Origin of the sequence: uncultured Exiguobacterium sp., assembly GCF_964277885.1 — a bacterium.
GTDB lineage: Bacteria > Bacillota > Bacilli > Exiguobacteriales > Exiguobacteriaceae > Exiguobacterium_A.
Map to the genome: position 1 here is coordinate 1,844,967 of NZ_CAXYJR010000005.1, position 26,431 is coordinate 1,871,397.

At 48.2% G+C, this 26,431-nt stretch carries 29 protein-coding genes; 9 read left to right on the top strand and 20 right to left on the bottom strand.

Annotation, left to right across the window (positions count from 1 at the left end; translation table 11 throughout):
• Positions 1 to 67 precede the first annotated feature (67 nt).
• Positions 68 to 487 carry a hypothetical protein gene (locus tag ACHWTJ_RS11510; protein WP_075642039.1) on the bottom strand — a complete coding sequence of 140 codons (420 nt, stop codon included), beginning with the start codon at positions 485 to 487 and terminating at the stop codon, positions 68 to 70.
• Entirely contained in the window at positions 487 to 2,604 is a 2,118-nt protein-coding gene (locus ACHWTJ_RS11515) for a DNA topoisomerase III (RefSeq protein ID WP_394679747.1), read from the bottom strand. Before ACHWTJ_RS11515 ends, ACHWTJ_RS11510 begins: the two co-directional genes overlap by 1 nt.
• A gap of 44 nt (positions 2,605 to 2,648) precedes the next feature.
• On the opposite strand from ACHWTJ_RS11515, the gene ACHWTJ_RS11520 reads away from it, so the two are divergent.
• Positions 2,649 to 3,545, top strand: a complete 897-nt coding sequence (locus ACHWTJ_RS11520) for a DMT family transporter (RefSeq protein ID WP_394679748.1) — start codon at positions 2,649 to 2,651, stop codon at positions 3,543 to 3,545.
• 253 nt (positions 3,546 to 3,798) lie between these two features.
• Here the strand turns inward: ACHWTJ_RS11520 and ACHWTJ_RS11525 are convergent, their stop codons facing one another.
• The gene (locus ACHWTJ_RS11525; protein WP_394679749.1) at positions 3,799 to 5,259 is read right to left on the bottom strand and encodes an MDR family MFS transporter; all 1,461 of its coding nucleotides are present in this window, start codon (positions 5,257 to 5,259) and stop codon (positions 3,799 to 3,801) included.
• Between the two features lie 145 nt (positions 5,260 to 5,404).
• On the opposite strand from ACHWTJ_RS11525, the gene ACHWTJ_RS11530 reads away from it, so the two are divergent.
• Positions 5,405 to 6,220 (top strand): SDR family NAD(P)-dependent oxidoreductase, encoded by an 816-nt coding sequence (locus tag ACHWTJ_RS11530; protein WP_394679750.1) that lies wholly within the window; start codon positions 5,405 to 5,407, stop codon positions 6,218 to 6,220.
• 43 nt (positions 6,221 to 6,263) lie between these two features.
• Here ACHWTJ_RS11530 and ACHWTJ_RS11535 read toward each other — a convergent pair whose 3' ends face one another.
• Genes ACHWTJ_RS11535 through rnz form a run of 7 tightly spaced genes read right to left on the bottom strand, consistent with a single transcriptional unit; the run spans position 6,264 to position 11,015 of the window.
• Positions 6,264 to 6,635, bottom strand: coding sequence for a hypothetical protein (locus ACHWTJ_RS11535; RefSeq protein WP_394679751.1), 372 nt, complete (start codon positions 6,633 to 6,635; stop codon positions 6,264 to 6,266).
• Between the two features lie 27 nt (positions 6,636 to 6,662).
• The gene (locus ACHWTJ_RS11540; protein ID WP_294742667.1) at positions 6,663 to 7,226 is read right to left on the bottom strand and encodes an ECF transporter S component; all 564 of its coding nucleotides are present in this window, start codon (positions 7,224 to 7,226) and stop codon (positions 6,663 to 6,665) included.
• A complete protein-coding gene (locus tag ACHWTJ_RS11545; protein WP_394679752.1) occupies positions 7,223 to 8,176 on the bottom strand; it encodes an ATP-binding cassette domain-containing protein in 954 nt (317 codons plus the stop codon). The genes ACHWTJ_RS11540 and ACHWTJ_RS11545 overlap by 4 nt, the downstream gene beginning before the upstream one ends.
• Positions 8,112 to 8,852 (bottom strand): hypothetical protein, encoded by a 741-nt coding sequence (locus ACHWTJ_RS11550; RefSeq protein WP_394679753.1) that lies wholly within the window; start codon positions 8,850 to 8,852, stop codon positions 8,112 to 8,114. The genes ACHWTJ_RS11545 and ACHWTJ_RS11550 overlap by 65 nt, the downstream gene beginning before the upstream one ends.
• A complete protein-coding gene (locus ACHWTJ_RS11555) occupies positions 8,809 to 9,213 on the bottom strand; it encodes a DUF4430 domain-containing protein (RefSeq protein ID WP_394679754.1) in 405 nt (134 codons plus the stop codon). The genes ACHWTJ_RS11550 and ACHWTJ_RS11555 overlap by 44 nt, the downstream gene beginning before the upstream one ends.
• The gene (locus ACHWTJ_RS11560) at positions 9,210 to 10,106 is read right to left on the bottom strand and encodes a hypothetical protein (RefSeq protein ID WP_294742677.1); all 897 of its coding nucleotides are present in this window, start codon (positions 10,104 to 10,106) and stop codon (positions 9,210 to 9,212) included. The genes ACHWTJ_RS11555 and ACHWTJ_RS11560 overlap by 4 nt, the downstream gene beginning before the upstream one ends.
• Before the next feature lie 3 nt (positions 10,107 to 10,109).
• Positions 10,110 to 11,015: a ribonuclease Z gene (gene rnz, locus ACHWTJ_RS11565; protein ID WP_394679755.1), complete on the bottom strand. Its 906-nt coding sequence runs from the start codon at positions 11,013 to 11,015 to the stop codon at positions 10,110 to 10,112.
• Positions 11,016 to 11,124: 109 nt separating this feature from the next.
• Here rnz and ACHWTJ_RS11570 point away from each other — a divergent pair, with 109 nt between their 5' ends.
• Complete coding sequence (locus ACHWTJ_RS11570; protein WP_023467629.1) at positions 11,125 to 11,304, top strand: hypothetical protein; 180 nt, start codon at positions 11,125 to 11,127, stop codon at positions 11,302 to 11,304.
• A gap of 61 nt (positions 11,305 to 11,365) precedes the next feature.
• Here ACHWTJ_RS11570 and ACHWTJ_RS11575 read toward each other — a convergent pair whose 3' ends face one another.
• Together ACHWTJ_RS11575 and ACHWTJ_RS11580 are read right to left on the bottom strand one after the other, a co-directional pair.
• Positions 11,366 to 12,490, bottom strand: coding sequence for a M20/M25/M40 family metallo-hydrolase (locus ACHWTJ_RS11575; protein WP_050678519.1), 1,125 nt, complete (start codon positions 12,488 to 12,490; stop codon positions 11,366 to 11,368).
• Between the two features lie 232 nt (positions 12,491 to 12,722).
• On the bottom strand, positions 12,723 to 13,676 hold the full coding sequence (locus tag ACHWTJ_RS11580) for an aromatic acid exporter family protein (protein ID WP_294742682.1): 954 nt from the start codon (positions 13,674 to 13,676) through the stop codon (positions 12,723 to 12,725).
• Positions 13,677 to 13,761: 85 nt separating this feature from the next.
• Here ACHWTJ_RS11580 and ACHWTJ_RS11585 point away from each other — a divergent pair, with 85 nt between their 5' ends.
• From ACHWTJ_RS11585 to ACHWTJ_RS11600, 4 genes are all read left to right on the top strand, one after another.
• On the top strand, positions 13,762 to 14,838 hold the full coding sequence (locus ACHWTJ_RS11585) for an N-acetylglucosaminidase (RefSeq protein WP_394679756.1): 1,077 nt from the start codon (positions 13,762 to 13,764) through the stop codon (positions 14,836 to 14,838).
• 57 nt (positions 14,839 to 14,895) lie between these two features.
• Positions 14,896 to 15,831 (top strand): manganese-dependent inorganic pyrophosphatase, encoded by a 936-nt coding sequence (locus ACHWTJ_RS11590; RefSeq protein ID WP_035409025.1) that lies wholly within the window; start codon positions 14,896 to 14,898, stop codon positions 15,829 to 15,831.
• An 85-nt stretch (positions 15,832 to 15,916) separates the two neighbouring features.
• Positions 15,917 to 16,681, top strand: coding sequence for a 2,4-dienoyl-CoA reductase (gene fadH / locus ACHWTJ_RS11595; protein WP_214724501.1), 765 nt, complete (start codon positions 15,917 to 15,919; stop codon positions 16,679 to 16,681).
• A 228-nt stretch (positions 16,682 to 16,909) separates the two neighbouring features.
• Positions 16,910 to 17,623: a ZIP family metal transporter gene (locus ACHWTJ_RS11600; RefSeq protein WP_047390876.1), complete on the top strand. Its 714-nt coding sequence runs from the start codon at positions 16,910 to 16,912 to the stop codon at positions 17,621 to 17,623.
• 65 nt (positions 17,624 to 17,688) lie between these two features.
• Here the strand turns inward: ACHWTJ_RS11600 and ACHWTJ_RS11605 are convergent, their stop codons facing one another.
• From ACHWTJ_RS11605 to ACHWTJ_RS11635, 7 genes are all read right to left on the bottom strand, one after another.
• Positions 17,689 to 18,327, bottom strand: a complete 639-nt coding sequence (locus ACHWTJ_RS11605; RefSeq protein WP_394679757.1) for an HD domain-containing protein — start codon at positions 18,325 to 18,327, stop codon at positions 17,689 to 17,691.
• Complete coding sequence (locus ACHWTJ_RS11610; RefSeq protein WP_294747513.1) at positions 18,312 to 18,845, bottom strand: GNAT family N-acetyltransferase; 534 nt, start codon at positions 18,843 to 18,845, stop codon at positions 18,312 to 18,314. Before ACHWTJ_RS11610 ends, ACHWTJ_RS11605 begins: the two co-directional genes overlap by 16 nt.
• 65 nt (positions 18,846 to 18,910) lie before the next feature.
• Entirely contained in the window at positions 18,911 to 19,633 is a 723-nt protein-coding gene (locus ACHWTJ_RS11615) for an amino acid ABC transporter ATP-binding protein (protein WP_035409728.1), read from the bottom strand.
• A gap of 13 nt (positions 19,634 to 19,646) precedes the next feature.
• The gene (locus tag ACHWTJ_RS11620) at positions 19,647 to 20,306 is read right to left on the bottom strand and encodes an amino acid ABC transporter permease (protein ID WP_035409731.1); all 660 of its coding nucleotides are present in this window, start codon (positions 20,304 to 20,306) and stop codon (positions 19,647 to 19,649) included.
• Between the two features lie 57 nt (positions 20,307 to 20,363).
• Positions 20,364 to 21,137: a transporter substrate-binding domain-containing protein gene (locus tag ACHWTJ_RS11625; protein ID WP_294742704.1), complete on the bottom strand. Its 774-nt coding sequence runs from the start codon at positions 21,135 to 21,137 to the stop codon at positions 20,364 to 20,366.
• 287 nt (positions 21,138 to 21,424) lie between these two features.
• Complete coding sequence (locus ACHWTJ_RS11630; protein ID WP_064300267.1) at positions 21,425 to 21,850, bottom strand: BrxA/BrxB family bacilliredoxin; 426 nt, start codon at positions 21,848 to 21,850, stop codon at positions 21,425 to 21,427.
• A gap of 30 nt (positions 21,851 to 21,880) precedes the next feature.
• Positions 21,881 to 23,065, bottom strand: a complete 1,185-nt coding sequence (locus tag ACHWTJ_RS11635) for an SAM-dependent methyltransferase (RefSeq protein WP_294742709.1) — start codon at positions 23,063 to 23,065, stop codon at positions 21,881 to 21,883.
• Positions 23,066 to 23,176: 111 nt separating this feature from the next.
• Between ACHWTJ_RS11635 and ACHWTJ_RS11640 the strand changes: the two genes are divergently transcribed.
• Positions 23,177 to 23,950: a sporulation protein gene (locus ACHWTJ_RS11640; protein ID WP_294747515.1), complete on the top strand. Its 774-nt coding sequence runs from the start codon at positions 23,177 to 23,179 to the stop codon at positions 23,948 to 23,950.
• 205 nt (positions 23,951 to 24,155) lie between these two features.
• Positions 24,156 to 26,072, top strand: coding sequence for a glycoside hydrolase family 3 protein (locus ACHWTJ_RS11645; protein WP_294747518.1), 1,917 nt, complete (start codon positions 24,156 to 24,158; stop codon positions 26,070 to 26,072).
• Positions 26,073 to 26,102: 30 nt separating this feature from the next.
• Here the strand turns inward: ACHWTJ_RS11645 and ACHWTJ_RS11650 are convergent, their stop codons facing one another.
• On the bottom strand, positions 26,103 to 26,399 hold the full coding sequence (locus ACHWTJ_RS11650; RefSeq protein WP_394679758.1) for a hypothetical protein: 297 nt from the start codon (positions 26,397 to 26,399) through the stop codon (positions 26,103 to 26,105).
• Positions 26,400 to 26,431 lie beyond the last annotated feature (32 nt).

Sequence of the window (26,431 nt, forward strand, 5' to 3'; positions counted from 1 at the left end):
AACCCTCCAATTGAACAGTATGATGACGTTAAGCTATATTACGTCATCCTGATCAAGAAAGTTTCACCTAGTTAGGTATTTTTTGCAAATCAGCTTGGAACCAGTCTTCGACGAAGAAGCGCTCCGTTTCCGTCTCGATTTGGTACGAATACAGCACTTCGAAGTCGCCTTCGGTCAACATCGGTAACGTCAATTCGCGTACGAGTTGGCGTAATTCTTCTGTCAGCTCAGCTTCATAGCGGATGAATCCATCTTCCCGGTGCTCGACTTCCGTCAAGTACGGAAGCAGGATGTGTTTTCCGAATGATTGTGGATCATCGATCACTTCCGCTGTCACACCGAATAGTTCTTCTGCCTCTTCGACGAGTCCTTCTGCAGACTGTACCTCGATGTGGTCCGGAAACCAGACCGTCAAACGACGCCCTTCCTGTAACAGTCGTTCAAAGACGGGACGAAACGTTTGATTTTGAATCAGTTCGTATTGCATCAGTCTTCCCCTTTCGTGAATTCGAATTTTAATTGATCGCGTTCGAGATAGAGCATCGCCTTGAACTGACGCGCGTTCTTTTTCATCTCGAGTGGCTTCGTTTTTTGTCCAGCGAGTACCTTTTTGACTTCCGTTTGTGTCAATTTGGCACCAAGGATCGTTTTCGGTAACGTAAAGCCACAGTTGTTCTTTTGATATCCACTGCAGCCATAGAATTTCCCTCGATCAAGTACCGCTGATTGACACAGTGGGCACGGACCGACTGGACGATTCGTCGCACCCCGCGGAGACTTGCTTTTGACTTGCGTCGGATCAACGGCGAGTTGTTCAATTCGTTGTTTGGCATCGACGACGAGATGCTCTGACAATTTTTTCGCCTGTTCAATGAACTGGGCAGCCGACGCTTCCCCTTTACCGATTTGCTCGAGACGGCTCTCCCACTTCGCTGTCATCTCTGGCGAAGCAAGAATACTCCCCGTCACGGCATCGATCAAGATTCGACCTTTCGGCGTCGGATGAATCTCTTTTTTGACGAGTTTGATGTATTCCCGCCGTTTTAGTCCGTCGATGATCCCGGCACGAGTTGCTTCCGTCCCGAGTCCCTCGACTTCCTTCATGATCGCTTGTAGCTCATCTTCGAGTAATTTACCAGCTGTTTTCATGCCGAGGATGAGTGTCCCTTCCGTATAGCGTTTCGGCGGCTCCGTTTGTTTCTCGAGCAGACGACAGCCTTTGATCGGCATCTCTTGTCCTTGTTCGACGGCTGGCAATTCGACTTCTTTTGACTCGATTTGTAAGACTTGTTTAAAGCCCGGATCAATCGTCCGACTGCCGCGTGTCAAAAAACGGTCCATCTCATGCGTCGTCACGATTTCCGTCTTCTCCGAGACGGCGTCCGGTGCAAATGCAGCAAGGAAACGGCGAACGATTAAATCGTAGACTTGCGCATCTCGTCCAGAGAGCTTCGCGACGGCACCCGCCTCTTCTGTTGGAATGATCGCATAGTGGTCGCTGACCTTTGCCGGATTGACGTAGCGTTTATCGTTAGCTGGATTGTTCGTCAGGACATCCTTGATTGGGCTATATTCCGCTTGCTTCAATAACCGATCAAGAATGACCGGGAACTGTCCCGCCTCCTCTTTCGTCACGAAGGAAGAGTCCGTTCGCGGATAACTGATCCAACCACGGATATAGAGTTTTTGCGCGATATCGAGCGTCTCTTTTGCACCGAGACCAAACCGTCGGCTCGCTTCTGTTTGTAAGAGTGACAAACTGAACCAAAACGGTGGTCGTTCCGTCTGCCGCTTTTTCTCGATTGATGCGACGACTCCGGTTCCTTTCGTCCGATCCACGATCGCTTGTGCCTGGTCACGGTCACTCAGCTTCGTCTGTTTCTTCGCATTGATATATTTTCCTTTGTATCGCGTAAAATCCGCCTCGACTTCGTAGTACGTCTCCGGTCGGAAATTCTCGATTTGTTTTTCCCGTTCGACAATCAGTGCAAGCGTCGGTGTCTGGACCCGTCCGAGGGAAAAGACGTCGGCGATGCCCTTCTTCTTCAGTAACGTCGTATACGCACGTGACGCATTCATCCCGATCAACCAATCGGCGCAAGCGCGACTCATCGCCTCGTGAAAAATGTTCTCCGTTTCCTTTCCATCGAGCAGGTTCGCAAACCCATGGTCAACGGCTTGAGGCGTCAGACTCGAAATCCAGAGTCGTTGCAACGGTTTTGCGTTGTTCGCGAGACGTAAGATCAATCGGACGATTGCCTCTCCCTCTCGCTCGGCATCCGATGCTATAATGATGGAAGTCGTCGTCCGCTCATTCAATAATTTCTTGATGACCTGGTATGGTTTACTCTTGCCTTTTGCCAGTCGGTAATCAAATCGTTCCGGGATGATCGGCAGATGATCGTAGTTCCATCGTTTCCATTTGGCGTCATAATGCGCAGGCTCCTGCAGTTCGCATAAGTGTCCGACCGCATAAGCGAGTTTTGCTCCTTGCGGAAATCGGTCACATGGTTTGATTTCAATGTATCCGTCCCGCTTCACGGACGGATACGGTGCTGCCAGTTTTTCCGCTTGTTTTGGTTTTTCAGCAATGATCAATTGCACACGCTTCACCCTCATTTCCTTACTTCAGACATGTGGAGGTACCCATGCCCTATTTTACGTTATTCATGGCTTTATTCTTTATTTCAACATCGGCAATCTTCGTCAAGTGGGCGGAGACCCCGATCGAGGCTGTCGCCTTTTACCGCATGTTGTTTTCGACCTTGTTGTTGCTCCCACTCATTCGATTGAAGGAACTGTTGCAGCTCAGTTCGTCGACGATCCGGCATATGCTGTTAAGTGGCGTTTTGCTCGCCGGACATTTTTGGCTGTGGTTCCTCTCTCTTGATTATACGACAGTTGCGAGCTCAACGCTCTTCGTGACCGCGAGTCCGATTTTTGTCCTGGCCGGTAACGCGTTATTCTTCAAACAACATCCGTCGCGCAAAGCACTCCTGTTCGTTGCTGTCGCTTTATTCGGTGGCGGTCTCGTCGCTTACGGAGATATCGCTGTTGGCATGCGTGCCTTGATCGGAGACGGTCTTGCCTTGCTGGCAACGATTCTCGTCGCTGGTTACTGGTTGCTCGGTCAACACGTTCGGACGAGTGTCTCAACGAACCTTTATTCGTTCGGAGTCTATGCCGTCGCGTCGCTCGTCTTGCTCTTGTTATCGTTGATTCAAGCAACGAATCTCGTTGCTGCGTTTCAACAGGATTGGTGGCTGTATATTCTTCTTGCCGTCTTCCCGACGTTACTCGGTCACAATTTATTCAACTGGGCCCTTGCTCGTGTCAGCGCCAGCATCGTCAGCATCACGATTCTTGGTGAAGCGGTCTGGGGGATGATTTTCGGATATTATCTGTTTGACGAGAAGTTGACATGGATTCAAATTACCGGTGCCGCTTTACTGTTGATCGGAATCGGATTGTTCCTTCGACGCAATGAACGGGATATTCGTGAACAACTCGCCCAGCGTGAGAGTGCCACTAGTCAATCCTCTTAATGACAGGGGTCTAACTCAAAAGTCAGTCTCTACAAAGATAAGGGTGGCAGAATGATGATCTGCCACCCTTATCTCGTAACAAAAAGAATGACGCGTCACACGCCACTTCTACAGGAACAAGCGCATTTATGCGCTATCAGAGACGAACAAGACCCACTTTCCTGCTTGAATGAAGCAGGAAAACGGGCTTGTGTCTCGCCTGAGGAGAGGGCGTGAAAAGATGCGTCATTCTTTTTTTTAGTCAGCCCCTTCATTACGATCGTGGATCGTCAGGTCGAACTTTCGGTAAACGCCATGTCATCGCGAACGCGAGGATCGCACAAAGGACGCCACCGATGAAGACGTAACGTAGTCCATGTGATAACGCGATTTCTGCCGCATATTGCACGTCCTGTCCGAACGTTTTTGCCGTACTCGATTGGAAAAATGGATCAATCGCGTACCCTGAGAGCGTATCCGACGCTGAAAACGAACGAAGGATTGATAGGTTAAAGATCGTACCGAAGATCGCAACACCGAGCGTCTGCCCCGTCGTACTCAAGAACGAGTTGACGGCCGTTGCTGAGCCACGAAGTGACCAATCGACGGATGTCTGCAAGACGACCATGAAGACAGGTTGTGAGAGACCAAAACCAATTCCGATCAGTGAAACGGCAAGATAGATAAAGACATCACTTGATTCGCGCGTGATCAACGATAAAATCACTGTGCCGACGATCAGCAGTCCCATTCCTGTCATCGTCCGATACCGTGGCGAGGCGACACCAATCGTCCGTCCACCGATGATGGCGGTTAGCGTCCAAAAGAGTGACAGTGGCATCAACATGAAACCAGCTTCGGTCGGACTCTTTCCAAGCACTCCTTGTGCGAAGATCGGAATATAGGCCGACATCGAAACGAGCACCCAAGCGGAAAAAAAGACTGCCAAGTTGATCACGAGAATGACCGGATGGCGAATGACCGCTGGTGGCAAGAGTGGATCGCTCGCCTTTTTCTCAACCCGATAAAACGTGAACAATAACACGAAACTGATGAAAAAACTCGCTAGAATGATCGGACGCAAGAACGTCTCCGACTCACTCCCCGACAATAAGCCGTACAGAAACGCACTCATCCCGAGTGCAAACAACAAGGCACCTCGATAATCAATTTTTCGTTCCGTTTCACGGACCGCCTCCTTGTAATAGACGACGATCATGAAGAACGACAATAAGGCAAACGGTACGTTCAGTAAGAAAATATACCGCCATGAAAGCGATTCGACGAGGAATCCACCGACAAGTGGTCCAGCAACACCCGAAATCCCCCACACTGCACTAAGCACCCCTTGAATCTTGCCACGTTCTTCATATGTATATAAATCTCCGATGATCGTCATCGCGATCGGTAACACAGCCCCAGCCCCGATGCCTTGGACGGCGCGGAAGACGATCAACATCTCCATTGATCGGGCAAGTCCACAGGCTAACGAAGCGACGGTGAAGACGCCGATTCCGAATAAGAGAACCCGTTTTCGACCATATAAATCTGCCATTTTACCGTAAATCGGTGTTGATACCGCCATGAACAATAAAAATCCAGCGAAAATCCAACTGACTAATTTCGCCCCGTTCAATTCACTCGCCATGACAGGTGTTGCTGTTGCAACGATCGTCCCCTCGATCGCGGCTAAAAACGTCGCGAGCAACAAGGCGACGGTTACTTTTTTCCTCATCCATTCCACTTCCCTTCTACTGTTCTATCATACTGGTTGGACCAGTGATAAGAAAAGTAAATGCTTACGAAACAGGATTCGCGGGAACGGTATGGAATGGTATACACTAGACTCAGATTCACGATTTTGAATGGAGGAATGTCCTATGTTACGAAAAACGGCATTGATTACCGGTGCATCGGGTGGAATCGGACTGGATCTCGCTGTTCTCGCGGCGCGAGATGGCTTCGATTGTGTACTCGTTGCCCGCAATGAGAAGAAATTGAAGGAGCTTCAACAGGTCCTTGAAAAACGCTATCAGATCAAAGTCTATGTATTCGCTGCTGATTTATCACTGAGCGACAGTGTTGATCGTCTCGTGCAGTACTTAGAGGAACAAGAGTTGACGGTCGATCTATTGTTCAATAATGCCGGCTTCGCCACGTCGGGACGCTTTGCGGAAATCGATCCAACAGAAGACATTAACTCGATCCAGGTCAACGTCGTCGCCTTGACGGATTTGACGAAACGTCTCTTACCGGGAATGGTCGAACGTGGCTTTGGACGCATCTTGAATGTCGCGTCGGTCGCTGCCTTCATGCCAGGACCATACATGAGCGTCTACTACGCAACGAAAGCCTATGTTCTGTCGTTCTCAGAAGCACTTGCGACAGAAGTCGACGGCTCAGGTGTCAGTGTGACTTGTCTCTGCCCGGGACCGACCGATACGAACTTCTTCGACCGGGCGAACATCACGCTACCGTTCAAGAGTATGCCGTCACACCTCGTCGCCTTCGCTGGGTACCGCGGTATGCTCAAAGGGCGTCGCGTCGTTGTTCCAGGCGCAAGCAATCGCGCCATGGTGTCCTTGTCCCGTCTCTTACCACGCCGTCTCCTGACAGAAGTGACAGGTCGAATTCAAGATCCTACTCGCCAGCAAGAATCATCGACAGAAGAAGAACTCTTGTACGCGAATTCATGAAAAAAACGGAAGGACCAGATAGCTGGTTCTTCCGTTTTTGTATTTATGCCTCATGATGACGAAAACGCCGCGTTGCATAACGTTTGACGCGGTCGAACGTCGTCGTATAGCGATACAGATAACGAATGACGAGCGCACCCGTGATTGAGACGATATAGCCCGTCGATAAGACGAGTAACCAGGAGACAATCGCAAGGAACCATGAACTCTCGAACCGTAAATGTTGAAACAGTAATCCTTCTGACGAGGTAATCAACATGGCACTTGGGAAAATGGCGGCAGCAAGTAAGTAACAAGCAGCGTAACGTCCTCTAATCGTATCTTTCATCAACAAGATACTGCCAAACACTAAGCCGATGCTCGAGACGATGAGTAACATGACGACATAAGCAAGCGAAATCGATGATCCCAGCATATGCCTTCCCTCCCGTTCCGTATGTTACTATTCTGTACCCCTCTTTTCGTCAAATGAATGCAAAATTCGTAAAAAAATCGGAAACAATATCCAAATGAAGATCGCGTTACTGATTCCATGAAGTAAATCAAACGTTCCCCCGGTCACAAGCAGGGTTAAGAAAGCCTGCCATGAAAATCCGGTTAATACTAAGAAACCGAGATTACTTACCCATCCGTATAAAAAACCAGCGAGGAATCCATATCCAGTCAATACGATTCGGGATCGAAGAAATGGAACGAATCCTAGACTGGTAATCGTAGCATACGCCAGCGCCTGAAAGAGAACAAATGGACCGCTTCCGAGAAACAAACTCGTCAACACGACGACAAGCATCCCCGCGATGGCACCGACGATAGGATGGACGAAGACGGCTACTAATAAGACAAGTGCCGTTGCTGGCTGGACATTCGGCAAACTGGAAAACAACAATCGTCCGACGATTGCCGCTGCTGTGATGATAGCGATGAATCGTAATCGTTGATCTGTCATCGGCAGTTTTTCGAAGATGATCAAGAACAGACCCATAATCAAAATCGTTGCCACGATCATACAAATAGCCGGCTTTCACGTAAAAATTGCTCCGTTGGTCCGTCAAACGCTACTTCTCCGTGCACAAGATAGATGATTCGATGCGCTGCTCGAATCAGAGTTGAGTCATGCGTCGCCATGACGATGAGCGTCGTCAAGTTCGTATTCCACGAATCGATGAAAGCCGTTCGTGCCTTGTCATTGAGACCCGCTGTCGGCTCATCAAAATAATAGCTGTCCTTGCTCCAATCGATATCGTCCAAGAGACGCTTCTTTTGCACAGCAAAACTACCACTTCGATCGTCTAGTGGTGCAAGCATCGGATGCGCTGGTACATAATGCGTCTCTCCTGCCCGTCTGACTTTTCCGTAAAGTGGTCGCTCGACGCCGAGTGCGAGCCGCAGTAACGTCGATTTTCCACTACCATTCGCACCGACGATCGCAATCCGTTCGCCTTGGTGAAACGATAACTTTCCTGTCACGAGCGCATACCGTGTCTGCAGCGGGTAACGATGTTGAACGTTTTCAATCCGGTTCAGGAGACGTCCGGTCGTTTCAGCCGATCCACTCATCAGCGAGAGGTCGGATTGGATCGTCATCGAACAGTGGATCTGACAACTAAATCGTCGTTCAATTTCTTCAAGCAGTCCCGTTAAACGCTTTCGCCTGACATGGTCAAGAAAGAGAAAAGGTTCCGACAAGAACAAGGTCTTTGGTGACGAAGACAACGCATGACCGAGTCCGACGAGCTGTTGTTCCCCAGCGGAAAGTTCACTCGACTCTGCTTCAAAAAAGGCTTCTAAGCCAAGCAAGGTCGCGAGTTCTCCAGCTCGGAACAAAGAAGCGGTCGCAAGCAGATCCCGGACACGTCCATGTAATAAGTGCTCTGGGGTCAAGACCGATTGATCATGTTCGATTGCCTGTTGGCGCAGTTGCTCTTCTCGATCGATCTCGGTATACATGATAGGCATCCCGGATTCCTCCCTTTGTAACTAATAATGATATTGGCAGAAACAGTGCCGAAACGATTGCCCATGGTGTGAAACAAAGCAGTAGTCCCACTGTTAGTAATACTCCGGTCTGAACGTCCCGTCGCGCGATCCGTCGTAAACGAGACGGTTCCGCTTCGATCGGGATGATATGATAAGCCGCCATCCGTTCCAGTCGAACGCCAAGCGACGTATCAGGATGACTCATCTTAACCTCCGGCCAAGTCCGTAAAAACGAGGGAATTAGCGCCAGGACCATCCCCGTCAATCGCGTTAGTCGAGGAAGAAAACGAAACAACGGTCCCATCTGCTCAAGTCGAACTATCGTGAAGATCCATTGACTTGAGGTGACGAATAATGTCACCTGAATCGTCGTTTCATATATCGCAAACGAATCAACGCTTTCACCATATAGGAGTGGTACACACATCATAAAGGCATACATGGCAGGAAGTAAGAGATATCGAAAAACAGTCCGCTCTTGAACGAATAAGAACAAGAGTAGATGATAGACGACGATGATCGTTTGATCGTGTGTGAGAACGAACGGAATCGTGATCATCCCGATGAAAAAGAGAGCGACGTTCACTGGGTGAAGTCGCTCCCGTTCTGGTTTACTCAAAATAAGCCATTGCATCTTTTTCAAACCGCCATTCAAGACGGTCTCCTTTTTTCAGTTCATAACTCCCAGCACCGACTTCGCCTGGTTTGCCGTTGACCCCGAAGACCCAGCCACTTCCTGCTCCAGCTGACTTTTCACGAATCCCATCGACTGCCGTGACATATGCCATCTCACCCTTACCTGTTTTGACGACATCAAGCGTCGTATCCTCAAGCGCATCTAGTGCTGTATCTTTTTTGTCCAAGCACACGTCTTTATCGAATAATGTCTTATCCTTGACGTGATCCACGACTGACACCTTCACTTCGGTCTCACAAGACGTTGCTTGTTGTTTCTCTTTTGTTTCTGCACAACCGGCAAGTAACACAATACTTGCAGCAAATAGCCATTTTTTCATCGTACGACTCCTTTTCGCCTTGAGGTCTCAAAGCTGTAATTGTATAACAGAATGGTTTTGTCTCGTAGGGATTGACCGTCAGAACGGAGATAGGTCAGGCGAATTGCATTCGCTAAGACATCATCTCCTGTATTGACATACGGAATTAGCTTCCCTTTGTCATCGATCAAAAAGACCGTTGCATCCTGCAAACTAAACGTTTCGTATAGCCCATCGAGATCCATCTCGATATAGGGGGTTTTGGAATCATGCAAAATCTCATGAATCGAGAGTTTTCGTAACGTCTCAAACGATTGGTTCGCATCAATCAGTTTCTGATAATATGACGTCAATGATTTCGTTGCCAACTCTTCACGTGGTCGATAGGAAATCGTTCCGGTCAACTCTTGATAACTGACATCATAACGAATGAACCGTTTCGGAGTTTGGACGAGCATCTCAAACGACGCGTTCCTTAGATTCCCGCCCCGATCGAACATCAACTGACTTTGTTCCAATCGCAATCCGTCTTCTCCGACACGGCGTTCGACTTGCGTGAGAAAGCGATCGAACGAATCATCCGTGATTGTCACGCGACCAATCTGTTGTGTCTCTTCCCGCAACATCCCAGCATCAAACGGACCGAGAAAGAGTTGGAACAGGAAAAATAAGAACCCAAAGAGTGCCATGTACCGTTTATAACGCGAGTTCTTTTTCGGGTGCAGGACGATCAGGAAAATGATGATGCCGAGCGGTAACTGAATATCATAGACTGGAAACGACACGGCCCCGAGACACGCATAAAAAATGAACTTCATATACAAGTATGTTTCTTTTTCCGTCCGCCGCTCGAGTAAGAACGCTAAGCCACTAGCAGCCAGTAAAAAGAGTGCCCATAGAATGAGAAAGTCCATCGCCTATCCTTTGACCGGAACTACCCGGTGATCAAACATGAGATGGCTGTTCGCGAATACTTCTCGTGCCTCTTGTTCCAGTACTTCCTCTTGATCGACATAACGAGCGGAAACGTGCGTCAAGAGAAGCTTTTTCGCCTGAGCCGTATCCGCGATGACAGCTGCCTGACGGGCAGTCGAGTGACCGAAGCGTCCCGCATGTTCGACTTCTCGATCGGCGAACGTCGCTTCATGGACTAATACGTCGACATCTCGCGCCAGTTCGATGGACGCCGCGCATGGCATCGTATCACCAAGAACGGCAAGCTTGACACCTGGTTTTGGTGATTCTAAAAAGTCAGACGATGGATAGATCGTGCCATTGAACTCGAACGTTTCTTCTAGAGTAATCCGGCGATAGAGCGGACCGGAAGGCACTCCTAGTTCCTGCAGTGCATCTACACGCAAAGCACCCCGCTCTTCTGGTCCTTCTAGTCGGTACCCGAACGCCGGGAAACGATGCTCAAGTGAGCGCGCCGTCACGCGGAATCCGTCCTGTTCATAGGTTTGACCGTCTTCGACTTCAACGATCCGGAGTGGATAACGTAGGTATGTTCCTGTGATGCGTAATGTCGCGTCCATCCATTCTTTGATCCCGGTCGGTCCATAGATCGTTAGCAGTGTCGTTCCTTCCAGCGCTGCTCTTGTACTAATGAATCCTGGTAACCCAAAGATATGATCCCCGTGTAAATGGGTAATGAAGATCGCGTTGACTTTCCGTGGTTTGATCGGACTGTGTAAGATTTGATGTTGCGTCGCCTCTCCACAATCGAACAACCAGGTCATTTTGGGGTGTAACAAGGCGATCGATGTGACGTTTCGTTGTTTCGACGGCATACCGGCTCCTGTCCCTAAAAAATAAAATTCCATCTTTTTCCCCTTTTCGTAAAATTAGCATTTTTTATACACAAAATACACCTTTCTTCTGTTGAAGCATGGTAAACTGTACCTATTCAGATTTGGAAGGTGGTTTTTTTCCATGACTAAGATTGAACGGACATATGCCCGCATCGTCCGGGAAGCCCGCAAACTGAACGAGAGTTATCGGCAAAAATACGGAAAGTCGATTCAAATCGATGAAATCGCTTCGACCTTATTATGTACAGAAGAACTCGTTCTAGAGTCTATGGAATATGTGGATCGTCCTCAAGTAGTTTAATCGTACAATGATAAAGAGTGTACCGCAATGTTGCGATACACTCTTTTTGTGTTTCATCAGCTTATTTGTTCGTGATGTAATCGACTAGCGTCACGCAAAGTTCCGCTGTTTTGACGAGTTCTTCAATCGGCATCTTCTCATTCGTCGTGTGGATATCTTCATACCCGACAGCTAAGTTAACCGTTGGGATACCAAAACCAGCAATGACGTTGGCATCTGATCCACCACCAGAATGTAAGAGGCGTGGCGTGCGTCCGAGTTGTGTGATCGCTGCTTTTGCGACTTCGACGACTTGATCTCCATCTTCGAATTTGAATCCTGGGTACATGACTTTGACTTCGACTTCGGCACGACCACCGAGTTCTGCCGCTGCTTCTTCGAACGCTGCTTTCATCTTCTCAGTCTGCGCTTCCATCTTCGGAGCGACGAGCGACCGTGCTTCCGCGAAGATTTCGACATAATCACAAACGATGTTCGTTGACGGACCACCACCGCTGAACCGTCCGATGTTCGCTGTCGTCTCTTCATCAATTCGACCGAGCGGCATCTTCGCGATCGCTTTCGAAGCAATCGTAATCGCCGAGACACCTTTTTCCGGTGCGACACCAGCGTGCGCTGTTTTCCCGAAAATCTTTGCATTGACTTTTGCTTGAGTTGGAGCCGCCGTAATGATGTCTCCAACTTTTCCATCTGAATCGAGTGCAAAACCGTAATCAGCATCGATTTTTGATGGGTCAAGAACCATCGCACCGACGAGTCCAGATTCTTCACCGACTGTGATGACGAACTGAATTTTCCCGTGAGGTTGTTTCGTTTCATTCAATACATGCACGAGTTCGATCAGAGAGGCGAGACCTGTTTTATCATCTGCCCCAAGAATCGTCGTGCCGTCCGTCTTGACATAACCGTCCTCGATGATTGGTTTAATGCCTTGACCCGGGAATACTGTATCCATATGGGAAGTGAAATAAATTTTATCGACGCCGTCTTTTGTTGCCGGAAGCGTGACAATTAAATTGTTCCCTTTATGTTCCGTCTTAGACGAAGCGTCATCCTCAAACACGTCACATCCGAGATCCTCGAACGTTTTTTTCAAATGAGCACAAATTCGTGCTTCCTCTTTTGATTCCGAATCGATCTGGACAAGCTCTAAAAACGTATCCAATACGCGTTGTTCATTGACCATGACAAAAACCTCCTCTAAATATGTTTCAATCCACTAGCGCTTTTTTAGTATACCATCCCGATCGTCATTTGCACTTCTGAAAGGTTGTTTGTACAATGGCAGTAATCAGTCGATACAAGAGAGGAGTCAATGACGATATGGCAAAACCATCAAAACAACAACGCATCATCAAATGGACGACGATCGGGATTTTAGCGATCTTCCTGCTTGGTACGTTCGCTTCAACGATGTTTTATTTCTTTTGATTGACGTAGCGTTGTTTTAAACGTAAATATTGCTCCGCTTCTTGTAGCATGTGCAGCAAGGCAGAGCGGACCTCGAACTCTTCCCGCGTGACGGGTAAGGCAGAGGCACGAAAACGTGTCAATAATGCCTCTAGTTCTGAAATGTACACCATTGCGTCGGCTTCAGGTCGGACATTGTCACCAATCGTCCGAAAGAAGGCGGCGACTTTTTTTCCTTCTTCGACGACGAGGACCAGTTCCTCCGCATGATGGACGATACCGCGCAAAAGCTCGAATTGTTGTTCACGCATCCGGAAGTAGGCATAATCTTCATCATCGTTCCGACGACCAATCGCATTCCCCATCCGTTTCAAAGCGGCATCCTTTCCTTCGTGTAACAGACGTTCTGTCTCGTTTAATGTCAACGCATGATGATTGACCCGCCCTGTCTCGATCGCAGCGGCGACTTCATAGAATAAGGACGCAATCCGTTGATCAATCTTTTCTCGTCGGTCGTCAATCAACAGATCGAGACTTGGCATGTACATGTTGACAAGCAATCCGACACCGACACCAATTCCGAGCAATAAGGATTCATTTAACAGGATGTGCGCGTTGAGCTGACGTTCCGTATACAAATGTGTCAGAATGACGACACTCGTGATGAAACCGTCCTGAAGTCGGAGGCGTTGAACGAATGGAAGGAATAAAATGAAATAGATCAATAACGTCACCGGACGATAGCCGATGATCTCGAATAGAATGAATCCGAGCACGATAGCAAGTAATGATGCCATGATGCGTTCGTAAGAAGACCGGAACGTCTTCTTTCGTGTCGATTGAATACTTAAGATGGCGATGATGGCTGCGAAAACGTAATAATCGAGCTTGAGCTGTTCTGCGATCCACATCGCGAGCGCAGCAGCGACCGCTGTCTTCAACGTGCGATAACCGATTTGCAACAGGTTCACCCCCTTTTGTTTTTCTTTGTTAGACTACCTACGTTGGACACGAATGTCCATTGCTATTTAAAGGACGTGATTTACTTTGACGACACGCACCATCCGCCCCGGTCGCCCCGTGCGCCGGACCGGTTCGATAAAAGGATTACTTTTTTTCTTCCTCATCGGAGTACTCTTGTTCTTTTGGCTCCGCGAGGAACCGAAGACCGTCTTAACCCCAAAAGCGCCTTATTCTGCTGAGCGCTATGAGAAAGGTAAAATCAACGAGCAAGACTTCCAGACGTTCACTGAAGCGAAGGCATACGCGGGTCAGCGTGGTGCGGTGAAACGTTCATCGGACGACCGTTACGTCTACCTTGGTGGACCAGGTACTGGGATCGTCGACGATCGTGGTATCCTGTCGATTCATCGTAACGCCGACTTAAAGAAACGGCTCACGTATGTCGCTTCCGGTACACGTGTCCAGTTGCTTGAATTCGGGGAACAGACAAGTCGTGTCAGCATCGCCGGCGTGACGGGTCATGTCCCAACGGACCGCCTACGTCCGTTCCCGGCAGAACGTGTCTCGAATGCGTCGTACTATCAGACGAAAGGTGGTCGTCTCCTTCACTACATCGTTGCGGACAACGGACTTGGTGGACTGATCGTTGCCGGCGAAGCGACGAAAACGACTCCTCGGACGAGCAAATATGTCGAATCGAAGACATTAACACGTGATTTGACGAAACCGACGCGACTCAGTGCGAAACAACTCGATGCGTTCATCAAGGAGCAAGCACCGGACAGTCCCTTGATCGGTAAAGGAAAGGTCTTTAAGTCCGTGGAAAAGAAATACCGTGTCAATGCGGCTTATCTGCTTGCACATGCGATTCACGAATCCGATTATGGACGGTCTGAGATTGCCCGCGAGAAAAATAACTTGTTCGGCGTAAATGCGACCGATTCTGCACCGGGAGAAGATGCAACCGTCTATAAATCCTTGACGGACTCGATCGAGCAAACCGGTCGATTCATCGCAAAGGATTATCTCGATCGGGATGGACGTTATTACCGCGGGGCGTACCTTGGGAACAAACAAAAAGGCATGAACGTCTTTTACGCGTCAGACCCATTCTGGAGTGAAAAAATCGCTGGTATCATGGTGAAAATGAACGCTTTCTAAATCCGAGATATGATACACTATAGGGCGAGACAACAATCATTGAGGAGTGAACACGTCATGGAAAAAGTTTTAGTATTTGGTCACAAGAATCCTGATACCGATACGATCACATCGGCAATCGCTTATGCAGAATTAAAGAAAGCACTCGGTGTCAATGCTGAAGCCATCCGCCTTGGTGAAATGAATGATGAAACGTTATTCGCACTCGATACGTTCAAAGTTTCAGCACCACGTCTCGTGACAGAAGTCGCGACGGAAGCATCACACGTCATTTTAGTCGACCACAACGAACGTCAACAAAGTGCGAACGATATCGATGCGGTTACTGTAACAGAAGTCATCGACCATCACCGGATCGCAAACTTTGAGACATCAGATCCTGTTTACTACCGGGCAGAACCAGTCGGCTGTACAGCAACGATCCTGAACAAGCTCTACAAAGAGCATGGTGTTGCCATCAAACCAGAAATCGCTGGGTTGATGTTATCAGCGATCATTTCTGACTCGCTTCTGTTCAAATCGCCGACTTGCACGGAGCAAGATATCATCGCAGCGCGTGAACTCGCAGAAATCGCTGGTGTCGATGCGAACGTCTACGGTCTTGAGATGCTCAAAGCTGGAGCGGATCTCTCGAAGAAAACGGTTCCTGAATTGATCTCACTTGATGCAAAAGAATTCACGATGGGAACACTCAAAGTCGAAATCGCTCAAGTCAACACGGTCGATACAGCAGAAGTCTTGCTTCGCCAAGAAGAACTTGAAACAGCAATCAACGAAGTCATCCTTGCAAAAGGTCTTGATCTATTCGTCTTCATCGTCACGGATATCTTGACGAACAACTCAGTTGGACTCGTCCTTGGGAAAGAAGCAAATCTCGTCGAGCGTGCTTACGGTCTTGAAGCGACGAACAACCTTGTTTACCTCGAAGGTGTCGTTTCACGTAAGAAACAAGTTGTTCCTGTCTTAACAGATACAGCTCTTGCAACACAATAAGTTAGAAAAAGAAGGAGTTCGCTCCTTCTTTTTTGAATACAGAATATGAATGGTTGTTCATTCATTACATAAAGGAGGAATCAATATGACACAAACGATCATGGTGACGGGTGGAACGAACGGAATGGGGAAAGCGATGGCGCTCGCCTTAAAGGAAGCCGGTTGGAATGTCGTCGTTACAGGACGCGACGCGGAACGCTTGCGACTGATGGATGAAGCACTAGGACAGATTCAAGGCGAACATCTGACGATTCAGATGGATGTCCGTGACGCGGATGCTTGTCTAGCAGCAGTCAATCAAGCACGCGAACGGTTCGGTCGTCTCGAAGCATTGATCAACAATGCTGCCGGGAATTTCATCTGCCCGACCGACGAGTTATCACCAAATGGATGGAAGACGGTCATCGATATCGTCCTCAACGGGACATTCAACTGCTGTCACGCTCTGGTCAAAGGATGGCAGGAAGATCAAGTCGTCGGTGGACAAATCGTCAACATCGTTGCGTCTTATGCGTGGCAGGCCGGCGCTGGTGTCGCTCCGAGCGCCGCTGCGAAAGCCGGTGTCCTGAACTTGACGCGGACGCTTGCCGTCGAATGGGGCTATAAATATCAAGCCCGTGTCAACGCAATCAGTCCAGGACCGATCGAACGGACAGGTGGTGCTGACAAACTCGCATTATCACCAGAACACGCGGAACGAATTCGCCGCAACGTTCCACTCGGTCGATTCGGGACACCGGAAGAGATCGCAACACTTGCAACGTGGATGGTGTCAGATCAAGCCCGCTACTTGAACGGAGAATGTATCGCTCTTGACGGTGGACATTGGTTAAATAAACAACCGTTCTAATGATTGAGATTCAATGACTCAAGAAATCGGTCTCCACAAAGATAAGAATGATGCGTTTCACGCCACTCCTACAGGATCTTGTATCTCGCCTGAGGAAAGGGGGTGAAAAGACGCGTCATTCTTTTTTTAAGTCAGCCTCTTGCATGCGTCGCGAACTATTTTTATTTCTTTTCGCTATGTTTATGAATTATCTAGAACAGGTAGAAAGGACAAGAAGGAGGCGATCGTATGTGGGAAGCGTTCGGTTGGGGAGCGCTAGCAGGTGGTGCCGTTGTCATCGGTGCCCTGTTCGGATTGTACTTACCATTAAAACAACGCCTGATCGGTTACATCATGTCGTTTGGGACCGGGATCTTGATTGGAGCAGCGACGTTCGAGTTACTCGATGAAGCATTAAAGAAGTCAACGACACTCGTCGTCGCAATCTCTTTCATCGTCGGAGCACTCGTCTTTACGGGATTCGACCTATTCGTTTCGTCACGCGGCGCGAGTAAACGGAAACGCTCGTCTGGTGGGAACGAAGGCACGGGAACAGCGATTTTCTTCGGGACGATTCTTGATGCGATCCCGGAATCAATCATGATCGGTGCCAGTCTGTTATCCGGAAATGTCAGCGCGGCACTCGTCGCGGCGATTTTCGTCAGCAACATCCCGGAAGGCTTATCGAGTACGACCGGTTTGCGAAAAGATGGCTTTTCGAAGAACAAAGTACTACTGATGTGGGGAGTCGTCTGGTTGATTTCCGCCCTCGCCTCGCTCGCCGGCTACACAATTCTCGCAGAACTCCCGGACATGCAATTCGCCATGATCGGTGGCTTCGCAAGCGGTGGGATCATTGCGATGCTCGCTTCGACGATGATGCCGGAAGCCCACGAGGAAGGTGGTGCGATCGTTGGTCTGTTCGCAGCACTTGGGTTAATTACTGCCATCATCCTTAGTTAAATACAACATAAGGCGCGTTGTCTGGAAAATGAACCGGACAACGCGCCTTATGTGTTTAAAACGATTTACATATCACCTATTTCTCCCGTTGCACCATCCCATTCCTGCTTAAAACGATTAACGAACTCTTCCATGTAGCGATGTCGCTCCTCCGCTAAATGAAGTGCTGTTTTCGTATTCATTAAATCTTTAAGTCGAAATAACTTTTCTTCAAAATGATTCAGGGCACTCGTCTCTCCCGTTCGGTCACCCGGTTCTCGTGGTGCTAGTCCAGGTACATGCATCGGCTCCCCGAACCGACCAGCGAACTGAAAGGTGCGCGCAATCCCGATTGCACCGATGGCATCGAGTCGATCAGCATCTTGAACGACTTGCCCTTCGATCGTTTGCATCGGTGGGCGTGTACCGTCTTTATAGGACAGGCTCGTGATGATATCTAGAACCTGTTCCTGTTCTTCTTCCGTCACCTTTCCTTGCAAAAATGTTGCGACCGTCTCTGCCGTTCCTCCGAGTTTACTATCTGCTACATCATGAAGTAAGGCCGCTAGTTCGATGATTTTGACGTTCCCGCCTTCTTGTTTTGCAATATGTAACGCTAAACGACGAACCCGTTCGATGTGGGCATAATCATGACCTGAAAAGTCCGTCGCATGAAACGACCGGACAAAGATTTCCGTTTCTTGAATCATTAGCGATCCCTCCATTCTGGTTCAAGTAATCCGTACAGTAACATATCATGCCGCTCTCCATCTCGTCGTAAAAAGGCACGGTATCTACCTTCCTGAACGAATCCAAGGCGTTCGTACAACTTAACCGCACGTGTATTATACTCAAAGACCGTCAATTGAATCCGGTACAGGTTCAGCTCTAAGAAGGCGTACTCTAGTATCGTCTGTAGCGCATCCGTCGCATATCCTTGCCCTTCACAATCCGGATCGATGCCGATCATCAGCCATGCTGTTCCGTGTGTCGGTAATATATCTTCTAATGCGACGACCCCGATCATCCGTTCATCTTCAAAACTGCGAATGGCAAAGCGGAACGTCTCCGGTGCATCCGTCGCCATCATCTGTTCAATCTTTTCTTTCGATAAGTGACGGTATGGCATCGCACTAAAATGGCGGGCAAACGTTACATCGTCAAGTAGTCGTTGCATCACTTCGGTATCTTCTGATTGAAAACGCGTCAGACGAGTATGATGACCTTCCAGTAGTTTTTTCAATTTTATCCCCCTCTCTACTAAAAACCGAAAAACGCTAACCCTTTTTCAGAGTTAGCGTACTGTGCTCATAAAACTTTTTCGAGGAATTTTTTCGCCCGGTCCGTTTTCGGATTATCGAAGAGCTCAACCGGTGAACCTTCTTCCATCAAAATGCCTTCATCAAGGAACAGGACACGATCTGCGACCTCTTTAGCGAAGCCCATCTCGTGTGTGACGATGACCATCGTCATCCCACTTTCCGCCAGCTGCTTCATGACATCAAGTACTTCGTTGACCATCTCTGGGTCAAGCGCAGACGTTGGTTCATCGAACAACATGACGTTCGGTTCCATCGCAAGGGCGCGTGCGATCGCGACCCGTTGTTTTTGTCCACCTGACAACTGGTTCGGATAATTATCGCGTTTTTCCGCTAGACCGACACGTTCCAGTAACGTCTCCGCCCGTTTAATCGCTTCGTCTTTTGAGATACCGAGGACGTTGATCGGTGCGTACGTCAAGTTATCAAGAACCGACTTATGCGGGAACAAGTTGAACTGTTGGAACACCATGCCGATGTTCTGACGTGCTTTTGAGATATTTGCTTTTGGTTTCGTTAATTCGAAACCATCAACAATGATCGTTCCACTCGTTGGTTGCTCAAGTAAGTTGATACACCGTAAAAATGTTGATTTACCAGACCCCGACGGTCCGATGACAGCGACGACTTCACCGCGTGTAACCGTCGTCGAGATACCTTTTAATACTTCTAATTTTCCGAACTGCTTATGCAAATCGGTGACTTGGATCATAGGTTCCATCTGATTACCCACTCTTTCTCATAGCTTTTTCGACTTGTTGGCCTATCAAGCTCAATCCCATGACAAGAACAAAATATACGAATCCGGCAAACAATAACGGTTCGAAATAAATCGCCTTTTCTCCTCCGACAATTTGCGCGCGGCGCATGACGTCGAGCACGCCGACCGTCGAGACGAGCGCCGACTCCTTCGTCAACGTGATCAATTCGTTCATGATCGCTGGAAGGATGTTTTTAAAGGCTTGCGGTAAAATGATCGAACGGAGTTGTTTGAAATACGAAATACCGAGCGCGTCCGCTGCTTCCCATTGCCCGCGATCAACAGCCTGAATCCCTGCCCGGATGATTTCCGAGATATACGCTCCGGAGTTCAAGGAGAAGGCGATGATTGCTGATTGATATCCTGTCGTGACATACCCTGTCAACTGCGGTAATCCGAAATGGACGATCGCGAGTTGTAGGATCAATGGCGTTCCCCGGAAAATCGCTGTGTACGCATGACCGATGAAACGGAGGATTCGACTCTTCGTGATTTTCAGTGCCGCGACGACGATTCCGATCAACATCCCGGCAATGGCTGCGACGATGACGACTTGGAAGAGGACCGGAATGCCCTCGAGAATATATGGAATTGAATCTTGAATCTTTGTAAAGTCTATCATAATCAATCTCCTAACGTCGCACAAAAGGGATGAGGTTACCCCCACCCCCATGCACTTGACTTATTTTGCTTCTTTTTGGAACCATTCTTCTGCTAATTTATCGATTTCACCACTGTCGATCATCTTCTTCAGCTCTTTGTTGAAATCGTCACGCATCTTATCCCCTTTTTTGAAGGCGATCGCTGAACCAGCTGGACCATCTTCTTTGATCTGATACGTTTTCAATGATGCATCTTGATCCATATATTTGACGGCAACTGCATCCTCGATGATGAGGGCATCAATCCGACCTGTATTCAATTCTTGAATGATTTCTGGAATCTTGTTCAATGGAACCGTTTCACTGTCCTTGTAGCGATCTTTCGCGAGTCCCTCTTGGATCGAACCAAGCTGGACACCGATTTTCTTACCTTTTAGTTCATCTTCTGAACTGATCGCTTTATCCTTCGTCATGACCAAGTTTTTCGATTCGAAGTAAATATCCGTGAAGTCAGCGTTTTTCTTCCGCTCTTCCGTCGGTGTCATGCCCGCCATGACGAAATCGACACGACCTGAGCTGAGGGCACCAAGTAAGCTACCAAATTCCATATCTTCGATTTTTAGTGTATACCCAAGATTTTTCGTGACTTCTTTGGCGATCGCAACATCGAAGCCGACGATGTCCTCTCCTTTTTTCGTATCGATGTATTCAAATGGGAAGTAATCCGCTGACGTTCCCATCGTCAATACTTTATCGCTTTTGCTTGATCCACCTGTTGATTCTTCCGACGCGCCACATGCTGCCATCGTGACTGCCAGAATGCCTGCCATTGCCGTTGCTAATAATTTTTTCATTCGAGTTTTCCCCTTCCAACGCTCAATTGTCAGAACTTTAACAATAGTATGACTTATGTGTATGTCCAATTCAATACCGAAAAGCCTGACCTGTTCTATTGCTTTTAGGATATACGAATATTTATTCACTGTAAAGCATAAATATATAAATTTTTTTGACTTTCTATTCATAAATCATGCATAAATGACTTTTTATACAATTTTGCAAACGCTTTCAATATTGAAATTTATTATGCTAATCTTATGAATACACAAAAAAAGACCCCTTTATCAGGAGCCTTCTTTGCTTATGCGTAGATTTCAATCAATGATTCAAGTTTGTCGACGACCTCTTCTGCCGTGAACGATTCGATGTCGAACCGCTCGACCATCGAGAGGATGTTTCCATCTTGCATTAATGCAAATGATGGAGATGAAGGTGGATAACCTTCGAAGTATTCACGCGCACGGTCTGTCGCTTCACGATCTTGACCAGCAAATACCGTAACGAAATGATCGGGCTTGATGCCCTCTTTCCGATTAACGTACGCTGCAGCAGGACGGGCGATCCCGCCAGCACATCCACATACTGAATTGACAAGGACAAGTGTTAGCCCTTCGCGTTTCATTGCTTCATCCACGCTCTCTGGCGTCGTTAATTCTTCAAATCCAGCAGCTTGCGCTTCTTTGCGGGCTGTTTGGACGACATCTTCAAAATACATTTGGAAATCCATCGTATTGCCTCCTTTGATTCGTTCTCCTTCTTATTGTACGAGTTTCGATGAAATCTGTCCAAGTCTGCCGCTTAATTCAGTTTCTAAAAATGGTCGGGCATGCAACAAATCACGAAACGCGATGTAGCGGTCGATTTTTGCTTCCGTTGGTCGCTTGTTTTGTTTGTATGCCCGAATCAAGATGTTCTTCGGTGTGTGCTCAAGATCGATGAATTCGAGCAACTGCGCTTCATATCCGACGAGCGTTAGCAACTCGGCACGAATCGAGTCTGTCGCCAGTGACGCGAATTTTTCTTTGATCAGTCCGTGCTGGAGCATGACATCGAGTGGCGAACAGTCCAGTTGACGGTTCAATTCCTTTTGACAGCACGGTACGCTCAGGATGACCGATGCATTCCAGTCAACAGCTCGCGCGAGTGCGACGTCGGTTGCGACATCACAAGCGTGAAGTGTCACCATCAGGTCGACTTCCGTCTCCTCTGTGTAATCATGAACGTCCCCGACGCGAAATGTCAGATCGGTATAATCCAAATCACGCGCAATTTGCGTACATTCTTCGATGACTTCTTTCTTTAAATCAAGACCTGTCACTTCGAGGTCAAATCCTTTGACGACTTTTAGATAATGATAGAGAGCGAACGTCAAATACGACTTCCCGCAGCCAAAGTCCAAGATCCGGAGTTTTTTTCCTTTTGGTAAGGCAGCGATGCTATCCTCGACGAATTCAAGAAAGCGATTGATTTGTTTAAACTTATCGTACTTCTGTTTTTTGACCTGACCCGCTTCCGTCATGACGCCCAAACGAATCAGAAACGGAACCGGTACACCGTCTTCTAATAGATAGGTTTTTTTGCGGTCATGCGACAAGAGAGCTTTCATCGGTTCCTTTTTGGATGTCTTGAGCGCGACTTTCATCTTTTTCGAGAGCTGGAATTGCCATTCGTCTTCTTCAAAACGGAATAAGAATTGGCGGAATTCCGTGAACCAGTCATCAAGTCGCCCGACGAAATCGTCCATTAAAATATTTTCATGCTTCATAACGCGTTCAAATTGAAACTCAACCTGCATCATCACCGTATCTCTTAATAGAATCGGTTTTACCTTGATTCGTCGGAGATCATTTGATTTTTGACGCGGATTACTTATCGTTGCATGGATCAGTGTTCCTTGCGTGATTTGCGAGGCAAGACCCGCTTTTAATTCATGTAGTTCCACTAGTCGTCCCGTCCTTTTCTGATGTTCTTTCGAAACTGTAGCAAATTCGTACCTGTTCGACAAGTTTACACGCTTCATCATTCGCACGTAATCAATAAGGAGGAATTCATCATGTTCAAAAAAATTCTCTCACAAATCGGAATCGGTGCAGCAACGGTCGATACACGCTTGACGGATGATCGCTGTGAACCAGGCGGTCAAATCCATGGTGTCGTCCATATCAAAGGTGGAAACGTCGATCAAGAAATTGACCGGATTTACCTTGAATTCAACACGCAGTACAAACAAGAAGTCAATGATAGCACGACGTTTACGACCTTCACGCTCGACCGGTTTGCCTTAAATGAAGCGAAGTTCACGATCGAAGCGGGTGTCGAGCGGGAAATTCCATTCACTCTACGTGTTCCACTGAATACGCCACTCTCCGTCAGCCAATCGAAATCGTGGATCGAAACGGGTCTCGACATCGCCCAAGCCGTTGATCCATCTGACCGTGACGCCGTCATCGTCGAAGCAAACCGCTACCAAGCAACAGTCTTAGATGCGATGGAGTCACTTGGCTTCCGATTGAAAAAAGCCGACACGGAAAAATTACCTGGACGATTCCGGAAAGATTTACCGATTGCTCAGGAGCTTGAGTATTCAGCACGCAATACACATTACGCTCATAAACTGGATGAGATCGAAATCATCATGCTTCAAGACGGATCTGGGATTGATTTAATCGTCCAAGTCGACCGTCGTGCGCACAGTCTCGGATCATTGTTTAGTGAAATGGCTGGTGCGGACGAGTCGATGATCAAACTGCGTCTTTCGAATAGTGAACTACAGGATCAGTCGTTCGTCGAACGCCAGCTGACAAACATCGTGGAGCGCTATAGCTGATCATTCGAAATTACTTGAAAGTGATTCCTCTTCAGGGGGGAATCACTTTTTTTCATTCAAGTCAGTCTACCTAAAAACAACTTTGAAATTTATTTCAATTTGAAATCGTTTACAAATAAAATATTGTTTTAAAATAACCCCCTTGCTATACTGTCCGTATTGAAAAGAATTACAGTCACGGTTTGACTAAAGGAGGACATACATCATGAAAAAAATCGGACAGTTCACGTTAACAGCAGGACTCGCAACATTACTTATCTCAAGTAGTTTGCCTGTCATGGCAGAGGCAGGGTCTTCAGCCGATCGGATCAGTCAAAAAATCGACACGATGACACTCGAACAAAAAATCGGGCAAATGATCATGCCCGATTTCCGGCAGTGGAATGGTAGCAATCATACGTCGCTTGCTCCAGAAGTCGCGAACATCATCGACCGCTATGATTTAGGTGGCGTCATCTTGTTTGCTGAGAACGTCAGCGAAACCGAACAGACGACGAAACTCGTTCATGATATGCAAGAAGTCGTCAAACAAGACGACAGCAACGATATTCCGCTTTTCGTCACGATCGACCAAGAAGGTGGCATCGTCACTCGGCTCGGAACAGGAACGAACTTACCTGGCAATATGGCTTTAGGCGCGACTCGAAGCAGTGCATATGCGAATGATGCCGGTCATATCATCGGTTCCGAACTGCATGCACTTGGTATCAATGTCAACTTCGGTCCGGATCTTGATGTCAACAGCAACCCTGGAAATCCCGTCATCGGTGTCCGCTCGTTCTCGAGTGATCCGGCGCTCGTCGGCACGCTCGGTTCTGCTTTGATGAAGGGGATTCAGGATGAAGGCGTCGCAGCGACCGCCAAACACTTCCCGGGTCACGGCGATACAGCGACCGATTCCCACTATGGCTTGCCCGTCGTCGACCGCTCCTTGCAAGAGCTGGAACAAGTCGAGCTCGTCCCCTTCAAGCGAGCCATCGCTGAAGACATCGATATGGTCATGACGGGACATATCGGAATGCCGCAAATCGAACCCGAAGTCGTCACGTCGAAAAACGGTACCTTCCCGTTACCTGCGACGTTATCGGATGACGTCATCACGGGCGTACTGCGCGAAAAGCTCGGCTACGATGGCATCGTCATCACGGACGCGTTGAACATGCAGGCGATCGCTGATAACTTTACAGAATCAGAAGCCGTCTTGAAGACGTTTGACGCCGGAGTCGACATCGCGCTCATGCCGACGATCCTCCGTTCCGAGCAAGATGTCACAAAGCTTGATCGGATTTTCAAAGACGTGATCGCAGCGGTCAAAGATGGTCGCCTTTCAGAGAAACGAATTGATCAATCGGTCGAGCGGATTCTGACGCTGAAGGCAGAACGCGGAATATGGAACGGTACGACTGATTCGACATCCCTAGCTGAAAAAATCGCGCAAGCGAACCAAATCGTCGGCAGTCCCGAGCATAAAGCAAAAGAACGCGCGATGACGGAAGCCGCGGTCACACTCGTGAAAAATGATCAGCGGACGTTACCATTCAAACCGAAAAAGAATGCCAACGTTCTTGTGATCGCTCCGGCGGCGGATCAGACGGACAGCATGAAAAAGACGATCGCTTCCTTACCGAAGAACCGGAACTGGCACGTGACGACAGCGAATTACTCGGCTACTACGCTACCGCTCGACCAAAACCCGACATTACGGGCGCAACTCGATGCAGCAGATTACATCATCGTCGGCTCCAACGTCAACACGAGTGCTAAACTACTCCCTACTGCACCAGAACAAGCCATTCCGGCTTCGATCTTCCGCTATGCGAAACAAACGGATACACCATCCGTCCTGCTCAGTCTCCGTAACCCATACGATGTCGCTGTTCAACCGGACGCACCGGCACATGTCCTCGTCTATGGCTTCAAAGGCGACCCGAACGGTCCAGACTCCGAAGCAGGCAATCTGAAATCAGCGGGACCGAACCTGCCTGCAGGTATCCGCGCGATCTTCGGAACGTTCAAACCGCAAGGCACTTTACCGGTTGATGTGCCGGTCTTTCAGAACGGTGTCTTTACCGACAAACTGCATCTCGAATTTGGTGACGGCTTTAAAAACTGGAAAAAATGATGTCATGATACACCAAAAGACCGAAGCTCCTTAAAGGATGCCTCGGTCTTTTAGTGATTGATACGGATATTCAGCTTCTTCTTTCGCACGATGGTAGACGCGGTATAACCAATAAGTCAGTAGTGCATAGACGACGATGACAAGAACAGCAGAAATGTAGCTCCCCATGCTATACGCTACCTTAAAGTTACGCGTCGAAGCGGATATACCGGATAACACGATTAATATCGGAATGATGTATCCAAGAAATCTTACTTTGACTTTACCAAGCATTCGTTGTACAGCATATGCTGCACTGATCACAAGTGCAATCACGATGATTTCCATTCCAATCCCTACTCTCACTAAATGGTATTCCT